The organism is Aeromonas sp. ZOR0001 (assembly GCF_000801015.1).
Lineage (GTDB): Bacteria > Pseudomonadota > Gammaproteobacteria > Enterobacterales > Aeromonadaceae > Aeromonas > Aeromonas veronii.
In genome coordinates this window covers 1-14,347 of sequence record NZ_JRJY01000150.1, presented here as the reverse complement: position 1 = coordinate 14,347, position 14,347 = coordinate 1, and the positions used below count along the sequence as shown (strand labels likewise).

The window sequence follows — 14,347 nt, the reverse complement described above, 5'->3', positions numbered from 1 at the left end:
CCTCACACCAGCCGTAGCTGCGGATGGCGGGGCACGGCAGGTACACGCAGGTCGGCGACCTCCGACTGGACCACAATCAGATCCCAGTCGACCTCGGGCGGGAAAACGCCCGCGTGCGTGCTGAGCTCGCTCGCAGCGCTGCGCCGCAGGAAATCGGCGGTCTCGTACAGCGAACTGGGAGGCCCAAAAATCCCGCTGTGCTCGGGAGCTGGCCGCCCGTCGTCAGTGCCCACGCACTCCACCAGTCCGTCGCCCACGGCGCGGCGGTGACGGTGCGGCACGGTCATAAGATCCTGATCGTCCAACCAGCGGGATAGGTCGGCAGGTTTAAACCACTTTGGCGCGGAGCTGACTGCCTGCACCTCGAGTACCGACCGGAGAGAGACCACAACACCTGCCGCGAGGCGGCTCTCAGCGGTCCCGTCACAGGACTGGAGGGCAGCCAGCGAGATCCCCGCATCGACGAGCTCGCCGATCGTCCGGTACCACGTGGCCTGGGAGGCGGGAGGCGAACGCTTGGCGGCTGTCCAGCCGCGATCGATGATGCACCGCAGGTGGGTCAGGGCGCGGCGCGTGCCCATGCTGCGGGCACGCCCAACGGCATTTTCCTCGTAATAGGTGGTGATTTTCTGCTCGAGTTCAGTCTCATTTGCGAGCGACATAGACGGGTCTCCCCAGAGTGCGGTTAGGACTGGGCGCCAAACATGTGCCCAGAGGCTGTGTACAAAACTTGTTCCGGCATCAGCGAGCTGGCGCTCGCAGCGGATGAGATCGACGGCGGTGCCGTCCCAGTCGGTGATACCGAGGCGTTCGAGCTGACCGACCAGCCCGCGGCGCAGCGTTCTGGCCTCGAGGCGCAGCAGCTTTTCGCAGTAGGTCTGATAATCGGGGTCGGACAGGGCCTCGACCCGGGCTGCCAGAGCGGCGTTACCGGGGTCGCGACGGAGTTCCTGAGTCAGGCGTTTTTCCTCCTCTCGGGCCTCGGGCCCTTTGGGGTAGGCAGCCCCGCGCTGGTGCTCGGAGTTCGGGTTGATGTAGGTCGTATCGCCAGATTTGGCGAGGAGCTTCTGCTCACGCTCGGCGTAGGTCCCCGTAGACCCGGCGGCGTGGACGTGCCCGATCTGAATGTGGCTGATGCGTTTCAGCAGGGCGCTGACGTCGGCCACGGTGGAGCAGTGCACGCCAGAGGTTGAATCGATGCGCATGACCTGACACCCAGCCACATCGACCAGGGCGGCGAGGTCCGGGCAGCCACGGACAAACGCGCTCATCGCGATCGGCAGGGCCTGACCGAGTGTGTAGATATCGCTGAACGCGTTGAAACCGTAGCTAATTTTGCTGGGGTTGATTTTCGCGGACACATAGGGATCCAGTCCCAGCCGAGCATTACCGCGCGGATAAATTTTTATCGCCATCGAGCCGAGATGGGACTCAATGGATTCGAATGGGGCTTTCAGTTCGTCAGTGATCACCGACCCGTCGGGCTGGAACGTGACCTCTGCACACAGGCGCAGGTCAGGCACCAACCAGGCCAATTGCCTCAGATCGACGTCAAAAGTTTTTTCGGTGGAGAGGCTGACGATACCGTCGAACTCGACCGCATCGGAGGCGCCCACACAGCAGCGTGGGTCGAAAACGAACGGGAATCGCAGCTCAACGAAATCGTTGAACGCCACGAACCCGGCCAGCGCCGTTTCGATGGCCGAACTGAGAGGTTTTTTTTGTGATACGGGCTGTGATACCGGGTCCATACGCCTATCCGAGACAATGCTGAAAAAAAATCCGGCCTCGGCGCCAAGGCCGGACCAAAACACAATTTTTTTCATTACCCATTTCTGGGTGCATTGCCCGAAGGCGTCATATCCCGAAGGAATGAGACACGAACGTGTCTCGAACTGACCGCCCCGCATAAAATCACGGGACTCGATCATCCTGCCACAGGGTCAGACGGAACACAACCGATTTTTACAGGTGAAAACAGACCCTAAAACAGGCTCAAAAAAGAGCCTCAAACGACATCGAATTTATCACGGTGAGAATTGGGTGGGAGATTACAGTACTCCCACCCGACCCAACCACCCTCCCCCAGACCGACCCGACACACAAAAACAAAAACCGCCCCTACGGGGTCGCGCTCTCTGCCGCTGGGCAGGCCGACCGGCGTAGGTGGTCGTACAGATGACCACCCGTGCGGACGGCAAAATCAGGGCTCTGGCTCACCGGCCACCGCCCGGTTGAACTCGGCGAACTCCGGTGCCTGCTCCTCCCAGAGCTCAATGGCCAGCGAAAGCTGCTCGATCAGCGCCCTGTTGGCGTCATAGACATCGATCAGTCGTTCCAGCAGCGCCAGCGCCTGCTCATAATCTGCCTGGCAATGGATCTCGATCATAATTCTGCCACCGGTGCCAGTTGCGCCAGGGTCGCGGCCCGGATTGATTCCAGGATAGAGACCGCATGTTCTGGTGGGATGGGCGCATCGAATCCAGCTACCAGGGCGCGAATATGCGAGTCCAACGAGTCAACAGCGGCACGATCAAACGTGACCGTGACAGTGCGTGCTCGCTGCCGTTGCCTGTATCGAGCCTGTTTTTGCGCTGGGGTCAGTGCCGTTCCGGTGCTGGGGCGGCCACGGCGGCGGGGTGTGGGGAGCAGGTCGTGGGTTTTGGTATCGTTCGGGTCGCGCATCTGGAAATCCTTTTTTGGTAACGGTGACCGAAATAGAGTAGCACTATTTATGGTAACTGTGACCAAAAATAAAGACAGGCATCAACGTGCCTGCCCTGATGTAAGAGAACGCAGATCTAGATCAAGGTCGGCTTACCATCGATGAACACGAGGCGCTTGCCATCTTCACGGGGGGCAACACGTGGGAGGATCGTGTTGGTGTCACCGAGGACATAAGAACCGGACTTCAGATAGAAATAGGCATCCGGGGCATCTTTTTTGGGGTGTAGGACGGAGCCTTTATCTGAACGCATTACATAAACGCCGTACTGGCCGGCAGGCAATTTCATTACATTGGAAAATTCCGTGCCATTAGCGGGCCGGACCACCTTGATGTAATGGTTAAAGCTCTTGTATGCAGGGTCAAAACAGCTGAAGTCAAAGTTACTTTTTGCTAGAAAATCAGCAGGTTCGCACACATACGCATCTAGATTAGGCTTAGCAAAATAACCGTTTAAGGCTTTGAACTCTTCCGGATCTTCAGGCCTCTTCTCGTAATTGGCTTTCAACACACGCAACACAGTCGCAGCTGACCGATAATCTTCACCCGGCTGTAGTTTGGCGGTGAATACTTTAGCCGCGTCCAAAGGGTATTGATCAGCTAGACCTGAGATGAATCCCAGTCCAAGTCCTAACGTTCCGCCACCTAATGAACCAAGGCTTCCGCTGAGATCGTTGGCCAGCAGCATGGCATTGCTACTCGAGGTTGCGAGGGTGTCGAATTCCTGGCTGTAGCTGTTGTCCACAAGTAAATATGGATAACCAGCATAAGCAGCTACGTTCAACGCAACGCTCTTGCTCTTATCCTGAACGAATGGCTGTCCCAAATCTTTGGGGGTGGATGAGCACCCGGTTATAGCTGCAATCGAAAGCACAGATGCAACAAAAATATTCCCTTTCATTTTTCTCTCACAGAGCCGGGAGCACCGGCAAGTTTTATACGGAGTCAATTGATTTTGTAGGGGATTCTAATGGAAATATTTTCGCGCGATCTAGGCCTGTCTCTATTTTTTCTCACAGAACGTGATGGAGATAGACAATGACGCCTAGTGGTGGGTGCTGAGAGTGAAGTGATACACCGCGCATAATAGACATTATGTTACGGGCGGGAATTGGTATAACGATGCCGCTTCGCGGCCCACGTTCTACCAACCCCCGTCAGCACAAGTGCTGCAAACCCTCAACATAATGCTCGCATTATGCGCAATGAAGGGTGCAGGAGGACGGAATGAAGAGAACTGAACAATGGAGCCGTTTTGATGCGGCTGACTGCTTGGTCACTGAGGCCGACATGGTTGCGTATCTGCAGGCTGCTCTTGAAGATGGCGATCCGGCGCTGCTGACTGCGGCGTTTGAAGATGTGGAGCGTGCTCGTGCCAAACTGCGTGGCCAGCCACATTACACGCTGGAAGAACTGCTGGCTCGGTGTGACCCCAGCGTCACCGCAGCAAGTGAGATTGATTGGGGTTCAGATGTTGGATTGGAACGTTTTGAGTAACTACGGTTATCTCATCCGCGGATTGTAAGATGATTTACCGCCATAACATTTTTTGTTTTGCATATCTCGCGCTCCTGCCCATCTATCGTTCGATGAAATGTCTTCTGTCGGTGCATTGATAATGGCGCTTTACATGAGTAGCAATGAGTGGCGTTTGGCATGATAGCAAGAAGATAAAAGCACAAAGGTAAGCCGATGACTCCCAGAAGAATGATTAATACTTGATTGTCCATCTAGTACCTTCAGGCAATGAAGTAGTTAGATGCCGATAAATAGGGATATCGGCATTACCGTGAGAGATAACAAGGCTTATTAAAAGAAGTAGCCCGCAGCTTTTCCTTAGCTTAAAGGTTCGGAAATCGATCAGGAGCGAGGCTACATACAGACCTCCTGCGATCTGACTGGCCAAAGCAGAAGGAAAATATCTGGTTGATTCCTTCTGCAGATGCTCTTGCAGCGATAACAGAATAATACAGTCAACCGCCCTGCCCCACATCACCGAAATGTCCCATTTTGAGACAAGAGTCCACTATTAAATCAAGACGTTGTGCGGAATCCCCCTCACTTATTGAACATTATGTTTGATTTTCACAGTTATAATTCTCGTTATTACAATGAATATTCTTAGAAATATCTGTCCCCTACTTGAGAGGTCTCTCTCTGGAAATATTGATACTCCTTCTTGTAAAACAGCCATAAAAAATGCCGACTATCTCGATAGATTCCCCTCCCTTAATCCTCACGGCTTATTGTTGTGGCTGGCATGATTGCGACTTTTTTGGAAGTCGGGTCAATTCATATTCAAGGCACGTTTGGCGATGGTCAATGTGGGTGGTTGGCAGGTCAAGTAGAGGTTGCTGTTAAACTGCTGCAATATACGTTTGAGCTCGTTCATATCGTCGGGATGGAGGGTTAAGGACCAGAGCGCTCGGGGCTGGCCGTGATGGAGGCCATTGGTATAGATAATGGTGCAATCTTCTATACGCAACTCTTTGCAGTGGGCCTCCATCTGCAGGCCCACATCCGGAAACCAGATATGCAGTGTGCCTGAAGAGATAAAGGTGAACTGGGCCATGAGCGACCCTTTGCCAACGATCCTGAAGGTCTTTTCCACCACTGCCACTTGCATACCCGCTCCTTGGTATCTCGTTAATATTGACATCAATATCACCAATGATGACTGGATATGCAAGTGTGATAACAAGGCGCTGTTCAACCGAATATGACTGCTTCCGGCATGTTACTTAGCTTTCGGCATCGGGTGTTCTCGGTGTTTCAGCAAACAATTCCGTTTTTTGCTTCTCTGCTACGGGATAAATATGTATGCCGCAGATGGCAAGGAGCCTGTTCTGAATCATCCATGTGAGCCAAAAATATTTCCTGAACCGATTGCCATCCAGAGAAGTACAAAATCGCCGCACCAACTTCTATGACATCCCAAACAAGCCATTCTGTGTTCTAAGAGCCATGTCACGTTGTTCGTTAGTTCTTGTGAATGTTATCTCTCACATGTTGGTTCAATCGGTCCAGCGGCTTTTGCTGGGCGCTCTCATGTCGTTCACTATTGCTGGTGTGCAGGTATTTCGAAGTGGTGTCGATGCTGTCATGCCCTGCATCGGCCTGTACGTGGGAAAGCGGTCTCCCATGCAGGTTGATGTCATGGGTGATCCCGGTATGGCGAATGGCATGGGGCGACAGTTGCCGCATTTCAGCTGCATCCTGGGCAAATCCATCCAATTCGGCCAGCTCGGCTCCCTTGGCGATGATCACCATGATCAGATCCCGTAACTGGCGGATACCGAGGTTGGCATTGAGCTCGCCCTGCTCACGTCCGTGGGCTGCCGCTTTATGGCGAACAAACAGGGGGGTCTGTTCATCTGGAGTCGGTAATGGCGCAAGGCCAAGAAAGGTGCGATAACGCTCGAGCGCACCCAACAAGGCTTGGGAAACCGCCACGGTACGCCGTTTTCCCCCTTTGCTCTGGGGAATAAAGTAGCCCCAGACGCCGGTTTTGCGATCACGGCGAAACTGGCCCATTACGGGGGTAAAGCCCGGTCGGGCAGCAACCTCAGAGATCCGCAGATAGCAGGCATACATCAGGATGGTAAGAAAGCGGCTGCGTTCGTGCTGTTCCGGATATTCGCTGGCCAGAGTGTCGGCGGCCTGCATCACGTATGACCACTGCAACTCGCTGAAGGCCTGCACCTGATCATCGGCTTCCTGCTGTTTCGGCCGTTTGACCCGCTGCAGTAGCAGAGCGGGATTCCTGTCCATGTACTCCTCCTGGATTAGGAACTGGAAGAAGGCCGACAAGATGGCGAGCTTGGTCTTCATCGCCTGCTCGCTAAGACGATAGGGCAAGGTGCGGCCCAGTTCCCGCTTGCCGAGGAACGGTCGCCATTGCGGATTGGGCAACCGCTCTCCCCACTCCTTGTCGAGGATAAACTGCGCCACGTTGCGGTAGGCGATCAACTCGTCAGGGGGGGACTGACAATAGTCGAGATAGCGGATCATGATGCGGCGAGTGAGATCTTTCGGGCTGATGGCCGCCTCGCGAAAGCACCAGTGCAAAAAAGTGGTCAGTTCGCTGCGATAGGTTTTGTAGTTGTTTTCGCTGTTGCGCTGCTCTAGCAGCCAATCGACCGCCAGTTCGTAAACCAGCCCTGCATCGGGCACATCGTTGAGACTGAGGTTGGCAAGGTACTGATTGACCTGTGGGTTACCGGCCTCCAGATAGATAAGGCTGTCAAACAGCGGCATGGCGGGCGGCAAGGATAATGGGTGTTGAGTCATGGTGTTGCTTGTTGATGCTGAGATGAGTCGATATGAGCCTGTGAGCCGAGTTGCTAGAAAAGGGCTCGTGATACATGAATGCGGCTTCTATTGGGATTGGTACTGCCTCTTGTTGTTGCTGATTAAGGTCACCAGGAGCGATCTGGATAACGTTCTCTCCACTGTTTGCTCATTATTTCCTCATAGATCTGGCTGGTGTCGCTCAGTGGTGCACGCTATTCAGTTATGCATTGTATATGCACCGTAGTTAAAAAATTCTCGGGGTAAATAGCCGTAAAAATGGTTTTAAATGCAAATAAAGTGAATGCCGCGAGCTGTTTATCCCGAGAAATAGCAGGTCTGTGTAATCAGGCCACCTGCTTTAGTGGCTTCTCCTTGCGCTTGGCTGCTGGAGCCTCTTCCTCTTTCGTGTCTGCCTGAACCTTGCCGCCGCGCAGCAGGGTTTGCAGCACATCGCGTTGCTCTGCCAGGTAGAATGCCAGACTCTCTTGCTGCTCTGGGGCCAGCTCGATCGGGGCGCCAGCCAACAGGGTCATCAACTCATCGGCCGTATCCAGCAGCTTGTCATAGGCATCGGCCTCTTTTTTGCTGGCAAAGGTCATTTTTTCCACTCCCCCACGAACAACCACATATTTGATCTCGACAGCCATGATGGCCTCCTCTTGGTGATGATGGATAGAGTATATGTATGGATATACAGTATTGCAAATAACCTCACCGGAAAAGAATTCGCCGGGGTTTAGCGACAAAAGCCGCGCTGGATCAAGCTGTCTCAAAGTGCCATTTGACTTCCACGCCTGACTGGTCGGATCATGGCCTTATGACGATCGTACGACACCTGTTTATCCTGCTGATGGTAGAGGTGCTGCTCCTCGGGAGTATCGCCCACTTGGTCGTGGGACTCCCCTGGTTGCTGACCCTGCTGTTTGTCGTGTTTGCCCTGCTTGGATTGCGTTGTCTGGTGGTGCTCGGTAGCTGGATGTTTACCCGCTTCTACCCCTCCCCGGCTATCGGCCCCTGGCGCAGGGTGAAGATGATGGCGCAGGAGATGCTGGCCTACCTTTACACCTTCACCTGGTTGTTACCGTTTGAGCCTTTGCTGATGGCACCCGATCGGCTGCGTCCATGCCAGCGCCCCGTATTGTTGGTGCATGGTTACGGTTGCAGTCGCGGGATCTGGCGTACCCAGCGCACCCGACTGGAGACCGCAGGCCATGTGGTCGCCACCATTACCTTGATGCCACCATTTGGTCATATCGATGAGATGGTGCCGCTGCTGGCCACCCGGATTGACGATGTGCTGGCGCAGACCGGGGCTGACAAGCTGGTGCTGGTCGGCCACAGTATGGGCGGGCTAGTCTGCCGCGACTATCTGGCTATCCATGGTGGTGACAAGGTCGCACGTCTGATCACCCTGGCTACGCCTCATCAGGGCAGTCAGCTGGCCGCCCTTGGGCTTGGAGCCAATGCCCGCGAGATGGAGCCCGGTTCCGGCTGGTTGCAGCGTTTTGCCTCTGTGCCGCTTTGCGTGCCCGGCATCTCGGTGCGCACCAGTCACGACAATGTGGTGATGCCGCAGGAGAGGCAACGATTGGCGGGAATGGAAGATATCGAGTTGCCTGCCATTGGTCATCTCTCTCTGCTTTACTCCCGTCGTACGACAGATCTGCTGCTTGATCTGCTGTCCCGAGTCTGACCCTCCTTATTCGTCCTTCAACTGTTATTCCAAATAAAACAGGGGCCTGATTGCTCAGGCCCCTGTTGATCTCTTTATCCCATCATCAGGTTAGAAGTGGATCCCCTTGATCAGGGTCGAGACGGCAACCTGATCGGCAGTGGCCTTGGACTTGTCGCCATCCTTGGGATCAGCAAAGGTGCGGAAGCTGGTGTTCATGATGACCTGAGCGACACGCGGCGCCAGAGCGTGAACCACCTGACCAAATACCCCGAGGCGAGTGGCCAGTCGCACATGCTTGTTGATGATGGTATCGCACACCAGATCGGCCGCCTCTTCCGGCGTCATCATAGGTACCTGCTCATAGACCTTGGTCGGTGCGACCATCGGCGTTTTCACCAGCGGCATATTGATGATGGAGAAGCTGACCCCCTTGTCGGCAAACTCGGAGGCGGCGGTACGCACCCAGGCATCGAGGGCCGACTTGGAGGCAACATAGGCGGAGAAGCGCGGTGCATTGGTCAACACCCCGATGGAGGAGATGTTGATGATGTGCCCTTTTTTCTTCTCGATCATAGTGGGCAGTACCCCCATGATCACCTTGAGCGCACCAAAGTAGTTGAGCTGCATGGTGCGCTCCAGATCGTGGAAGCGATCGAAGGAGTCCTCGATGGAGCGACGGATGGAGCGGCCGGCATTGTTGACCAGAATATCGACGCCGCCGTGATCGGCCACGATGCGAGCGGTGATCTCCTCGGCTTGCGCCAGATTGGAGAGATCCCCCTGATAGATCTCGATGGTCAGCCCCAGCTCGGCAAACTCCGCTTTAGTCTCGGCAATCTTCTGCTCGTCGCGGGCGATGGTAACGACGTTGGCCCCCGCCCCCGCCAGCTTGCGCGCGGTTGCACGGCCAATGCCGGAGGTGGCCCCGGTCACCAGCACCACCTTGCCCTCTACCCGACCACGCAGGGAGCGATCGATGAAGAGCTCCGGGTCGAGGTGACGCTCCCAGTAATCCCACAACCGCCAGGCGTAACTGTGCAGCGGCGGCACTTCGATGCCTGTCCCTTTCAGTACCCGCTGGGTTTCGCGACTGTCGAAACGGGTGGGATAGCTGATAAGGCGGAACACATCCTTGGGCAGACCCAGATCGGCGATGGCGGCATCGCGGATACGGCGCACCGGCGCCATGGTCATCAGCATGGCGGTCAGGTGACGGGGAATGAAATTAAAGAGAGAGGCATTGATGCGGATCGCAGGCTCTGGCGCATGGGCGGCGCGGGAGAAGGTGCTCAGCATGTCGCCAACCCGCATCGGGTTGGGGTCGGTCAGGTGGAAGGTCTTGTTCTCCTCTCCCTCTTGATGGGCGATATGCACCATGGCATCGACCACAAAGTTGACCGGCACGATATTGATGCGCCCGCCCTCAACCCCGATGGCGGGCATCCAGGGCGGCAGCAGGCGACGCAGCTTCTGGATGGTCTTGAAGAAGTAGTAAGGGCCGTCAATCTTGTCCATCTCGCCGGTATTGGAGTCACCGACAACGATCCCCGGTCGATAGACTCGCCACGGAATGGTGCACTCGTTTCGCACAATCCCTTCCGCTTCGTGCTTGGTCTGGAAGTAAGGCATGTCGAGGTGTTCGGCCTCATCGAACATGTCCTCGCGAAACAGACCGTCAAACAGGCCCGCTGCAGCGATGGAGCTGCAGTGGTGGAACTGCCCTGCCCCTAGCCGCTCGGCAAGTTGAACAGCCTGACGGGTCCCTTCGGTGTTGACCTGCTGCTGGATCCCGGCCTTGGCGTTGAGATCATAGATGGCAGCCAGATGGAAGAAATGGTCGATCTTGCCGATCAACTGCTCCTGCATCTCGACCGACACCCCCAGCAGCGGTTGCGTCATGTCACCAAAAACCGGGACTGCACGCGATTCATCCACATTCCAGAATGCAAATAACTCCGGCAATTTATCCTGATGAGAGGCGCGCATCAGAAAATAGACGATACAGTCGGGATGCTGTTGGAATAACTTTTTGATCAATCGACGCCCGATAAAACCACTACCGCCAGTAATGAAATAGTTCATAAAGAGAATCCTGCTACTGATTAGGGTGTTACTAGGTTGTTAGATATATCACGATTCATATGGGAATCCGCAATTTGATTGTCGGTTCGTGAGCAAACCCTAATTTCGGTGGTGTGCCTGTTCCGTTATTAGGTAGAACCCTCTATTTTTTGTCCCTAGACTGAAGTTGAAAAATCAGTAATGCCACAACCCGATTGCAGTTTCGTTGTCGCCATTACATTTATCTGTCGTTATTCAAGGAGAAGATCATGGCTAAGAAATTGAAAGCGCTGGCAGGGTCAGTGACCGACAACCAACTCACCTCCACTATCAAAGAGTCCACCCAGCAGATCTGGTTGGCGGGTCTGGGTGCCTATGCCAAGGCGCAGGAAGAGGGTGGCAAGATCTTTGAAGCCCTGGTGCAGGAAGGTGAAGCGCTGCAAGCAAAAACCCGTCAGAGCGCAGATGAGAAGATTGCCGCTGTGACCGACAAGACCGCCAATACCTGGGGTCGTCTGGAGCAGGTGTTCGAAGATCGCGTGGCCCGCGCTGTGGCCAGCCTCGGCATCCCGACCCGCAAGGATATCGACAAGCTCTCCAAGCGCATGGCCGAGCTGACCGACGTGGTCCAGCAACTGCTGGATGCACAGGAAGAGGAAGCCCCTGCCGCTGAAGCCAAACCGGCTGCCGCCAAAAAGCCCGCTGCCCGCAAGCCTCCGGTAAAGAAGGCACCGGTAGCCAAGGCTAAAGAGGCCGTGGTTGAGCAGGCCGCCGATCTCCTCTCCGCCGCTGAAGATGCGGTGAAAGAGGTGAAGGCCAAAGCAGAGAGCGTCCTGCCCTGATCCCTCGCGGTGACGGAAGGTGATTGATACCGGCCCATGCCCTGCGCTGGGCCGGTCTTGTCATGATGAATGTCATGGATAGGGAGGCAACGCTATGAGTACCATCGCAATTGCCCTTGCTGGCGGCGGGCCGCTCGGCGGCATCTACGAGATCGGTGCCTGCGCAGCCCTCTCTGACAGCATCAACGGCCTGCGCCTTGACCATGCCGACATCTATGTTGGCGTGAGCTCGGGGGCCGTGGTGGCCTCGGCGCTGGCCAACGGCATCTCGCCGGCTAAGCTGGTGCGGATCCTGCTCAGCGATGATTCGGGAGAGATGTTTGACCCGGCTACCTTGCTGCGACCCGCCTTTCGTGAATATGCCGACCGTCTGACCTCGATCCCGCCGCTGGCGTGGCAGAGTCTGACCTACTATCTGGCGGCCCCCTGGAAGCGCAGCCTGTTTGAGTCGTTGCAGGGACTCTCCAAGGCCATTCCGACCGGACTGTTCGACAACCGCGGGGTAGATCGCACCCTGACCCAGTTTTTTTCTCGCCCCGGCCGCAGCAATGATTTTCGCCAGCTGCGCAGTCGACTGTTTGTGGTAGCTACCGAACTCGACACCGGCCATCCGGTCGCCTTCGGTAGCCCGGGGCTCGATGACGTGCCCATCTCGGCGGCAGTACAGGCGTCAGCCGCTCTGCCCGGCCTCTTCCCCCCTTCATTGATTAACGGGCGTTACTATGTGGACGGGGCGCTGATCAAGACCCTGCACGCTTCGGTAGCGATGGAAGAGGGGGCGGATCTGGTGTTCTGCATCAATCCGCTGGTGCCCTATGATGCGGACATGGCCGCCGGCGCGCCGACCAATCTGGTGGACAGCGGTCTGCCGGTGGTACTGGCCCAGACCTTTCGCGCCATCATCCACTCCCGTATGCATGTGGGGATGGATCGCTACAAACACCAATATCCAGACGCTGACGCCCTGCTGTTTGAGCCCTCTTCTGCCGATGGCGAGATGTTCTTCACCAATGTGTTCAGTTACCGGGATCGTCGCCGCCTCTGCGAGCACGCTTACCAGCATACCCGCCGCGATCTCTGGCAGCGTCGTGACGAGCTGGCGCCGGTGCTGGCCAAGCATGGCCTCGAGCTCAATCTGGCCGCGCTGGCCGATGAAGATCGCACCCTGCTGGCCCCCGGCATTGGCTCGGTTGCCGCCCTCGACAAGTCGCTGGAGCAGTTGCAGCACTGGCTTGCCAAACGCTATCGCCACGGCGTGCGCCGTTCATCACCAAAGGAGTAGCATGGATCGCAAACCCAAACGCCGTACCCGGGAGCGGATCCTGACCACTGCCCTCGCCTGCTTCAATCGACAAGGGGAACCCAGCGTCACCACCTCGGCCATTGCGGCCGAGATGGAGATCAGCCAGGGCAATCTCTACTACCACTTCCACAACAAGGAGGAGATCGTCAACGCCCTGTTCTGCGAATTTGAACAGCAGATGGATCGCCTGCTGGAGGCGGTCAGCACCCCGTCCGATGAGCCCGAAGATATCTGGCTCTTTCTCCACCTGATGTTTGAAGCCATCTGGCAGTACCGTTTCCTCTACTACGATATCGCGACCCTGATGAGTGGTTATCATCAGGTGGAACAGCGTTTTTCCGCCCTGCTGCGCCGCAAGGAGCAGACCGCCATCGCCATTTGCAACCATCTGCAAACGGTCGGGCTGATGGAGGGCTCGGCGCAACAGATGCGCACGCTGGCGGCCAATGTGGCGCTGGTGGGCACATTCTGGATCTCTTATCAGCGGGCACTGCACCCCAAGGCGGACGCCGATATTGCCCTCGGCGTCTTTCAGGTGATGCAGCTGGTCGCACCCTATTTGCGGGCCGATGCCCGCGCTCATCTGGGCGCCCTCGCCCACCACTACACCGACAAGGTTTGATTCACATGCTACAGGGAGAACAAGCATGACCACTTCACAACTCGAATTTGTCCCCTTCCCCTACGCGGATGCGGCCTATGACTATGCTGGCCAGAAGCTGGCGGACAACTGGGATCGTCTCCATCAGGGGGATGCTGAACCCTGGCCCGAGGATGAGCAGGTACAGGATGCCTGGCGGGCCTATCATGCCGGGGATTTTGCCCAGGCCGTCGCCCTTGGCGAAGCGGCCGGTGAGGCGGGTCTCAATGTGGCGAACAAGGCGCTGGTGATCCACGCCAGCTACCTGCTGGAAGACAAGTATGCCAAGCGCGCCGCCTTCGAGCGGGCGGCCAGCCATGCCGAGAAGCTGCAAAAGCGTCAGCCCAGGAACGCCAACGCCTGGTATTTCCACGCGCTGGCACTCGGTCGCTACAGTCAGGTCATTTCCATCTCCAAGGCCCTCTCGCAAGGAATTGGCGACAAGATCAAGGCAAGCCTTGAGAAGGCGCTGGAGCTGGCGCCAGATCACGCCGAGGCCCATATTGCCTTTGGCGCCTGGCATGCGGAGATCGTCGATAAGTTGGGGGCCATGATCGGCGGCCTCACCTATGGCGCCAAGAAGGAAGAGTCCGAACGTCACTTCAAGGAGGCGCTGGCGCTGATCCCCGAATCGGCTATCGCCCGCATGGAGTACGCCAACGCTCAGGTGATGCTGCACGGCAAGAGCCGCCTGAAAGCGGCCGAAGCCCTCTATGCCGAAGCGGCCGAGTGCGAACCCATGGATGCCATGGAACGCCTCGATGTGGAGGGGTAATCCCCCCATTTTTTGGAGCACTCAAAAGTAGAG

Annotated in this window: 14 protein-coding genes; 7 read left to right on the top strand and 7 right to left on the bottom strand. The window is 56.4% G+C overall.

All coding sequences use genetic code 11. From position 1 onward, the window contains the following. Positions 1 to 2 precede the first annotated feature (2 nt). Positions 3 to 1,826: a phage/plasmid replication protein, II/X family gene (locus L972_RS18390; RefSeq protein ID WP_162504358.1), complete on the bottom strand. Its 1,824-nt coding sequence runs from the start codon at positions 1,824 to 1,826 to the stop codon at positions 3 to 5. A 377-nt stretch (positions 1,827 to 2,203) separates the two neighbouring features. Continuing rightward, complete coding sequence (locus L972_RS18385; protein ID WP_047440144.1) at positions 2,204 to 2,389, bottom strand: hypothetical protein; 186 nt, start codon at positions 2,387 to 2,389, stop codon at positions 2,204 to 2,206. A 65-nt stretch (positions 2,390 to 2,454) separates the two neighbouring features. Between L972_RS18385 and L972_RS18380 the strand changes: the two genes are divergently transcribed. Further along, positions 2,455 to 2,706: a hypothetical protein gene (locus L972_RS18380; protein ID WP_047440143.1), complete on the top strand. Its 252-nt coding sequence runs from the start codon at positions 2,455 to 2,457 to the stop codon at positions 2,704 to 2,706. Positions 2,707 to 2,801: 95 nt separating this feature from the next. Here the strand turns inward: L972_RS18380 and L972_RS18375 are convergent, their stop codons facing one another. After that, a complete protein-coding gene (locus tag L972_RS18375) occupies positions 2,802 to 3,626 on the bottom strand; it encodes a hypothetical protein (RefSeq protein WP_047440142.1) in 825 nt (274 codons plus the stop codon). Between the two features lie 326 nt (positions 3,627 to 3,952). On the opposite strand from L972_RS18375, the gene L972_RS18370 reads away from it, so the two are divergent. Next, a complete protein-coding gene (locus tag L972_RS18370; RefSeq protein WP_052200090.1) occupies positions 3,953 to 4,222 on the top strand; it encodes a hypothetical protein in 270 nt (89 codons plus the stop codon). Between the two features lie 790 nt (positions 4,223 to 5,012). Here the strand turns inward: L972_RS18370 and L972_RS18365 are convergent. The 3 genes from L972_RS18365 to L972_RS18355 all read right to left on the bottom strand — a co-directional run bounded on the left by L972_RS18365 (position 5,013) and on the right by L972_RS18355 (position 7,665). After that, positions 5,013 to 5,351, bottom strand: coding sequence for a hypothetical protein (locus tag L972_RS18365; RefSeq protein WP_047440140.1), 339 nt, complete (start codon positions 5,349 to 5,351; stop codon positions 5,013 to 5,015). Between the two features lie 353 nt (positions 5,352 to 5,704). Further along, the gene (locus L972_RS18360; RefSeq protein WP_162504356.1) at positions 5,705 to 6,982 is read right to left on the bottom strand and encodes a tyrosine-type recombinase/integrase; all 1,278 of its coding nucleotides are present in this window, start codon (positions 6,980 to 6,982) and stop codon (positions 5,705 to 5,707) included. A gap of 380 nt (positions 6,983 to 7,362) precedes the next feature. Continuing rightward, the gene (locus tag L972_RS18355; RefSeq protein WP_047440136.1) at positions 7,363 to 7,665 is read right to left on the bottom strand and encodes a YebG family protein; all 303 of its coding nucleotides are present in this window, start codon (positions 7,663 to 7,665) and stop codon (positions 7,363 to 7,365) included. Between the two features lie 170 nt (positions 7,666 to 7,835). Between L972_RS18355 and L972_RS18350 the strand changes: the two genes are divergently transcribed. Further along, the gene (locus L972_RS18350) at positions 7,836 to 8,711 is read left to right on the top strand and encodes an esterase/lipase family protein (RefSeq protein ID WP_047440135.1); all 876 of its coding nucleotides are present in this window, start codon (positions 7,836 to 7,838) and stop codon (positions 8,709 to 8,711) included. Positions 8,712 to 8,801: 90 nt separating this feature from the next. Here L972_RS18350 and L972_RS18345 read toward each other — a convergent pair whose 3' ends face one another. Next, positions 8,802 to 10,775, bottom strand: coding sequence for an SDR family oxidoreductase (locus L972_RS18345; protein WP_043820049.1), 1,974 nt, complete (start codon positions 10,773 to 10,775; stop codon positions 8,802 to 8,804). 248 nt (positions 10,776 to 11,023) lie between these two features. On the opposite strand from L972_RS18345, the gene L972_RS18340 reads away from it, so the two are divergent. From L972_RS18340 to L972_RS18325, 4 genes are all read left to right on the top strand, one after another. Beyond that, entirely contained in the window at positions 11,024 to 11,596 is a 573-nt protein-coding gene (locus tag L972_RS18340; RefSeq protein ID WP_005333118.1) for a phasin family protein, read from the top strand. 94 nt (positions 11,597 to 11,690) lie between these two features. Then, positions 11,691 to 12,878: a patatin-like phospholipase family protein gene (locus L972_RS18335; RefSeq protein WP_047440133.1), complete on the top strand. Its 1,188-nt coding sequence runs from the start codon at positions 11,691 to 11,693 to the stop codon at positions 12,876 to 12,878. Between the two features lies 1 nt (position 12,879). Next, on the top strand, positions 12,880 to 13,521 hold the full coding sequence (locus L972_RS18330) for a TetR/AcrR family transcriptional regulator (protein ID WP_047440131.1): 642 nt from the start codon (positions 12,880 to 12,882) through the stop codon (positions 13,519 to 13,521). Between the two features lie 25 nt (positions 13,522 to 13,546). Further along, the gene (locus L972_RS18325) at positions 13,547 to 14,314 is read left to right on the top strand and encodes a hypothetical protein (protein ID WP_047440129.1); all 768 of its coding nucleotides are present in this window, start codon (positions 13,547 to 13,549) and stop codon (positions 14,312 to 14,314) included. Positions 14,315 to 14,347: the final 33 nt, after the last annotated feature.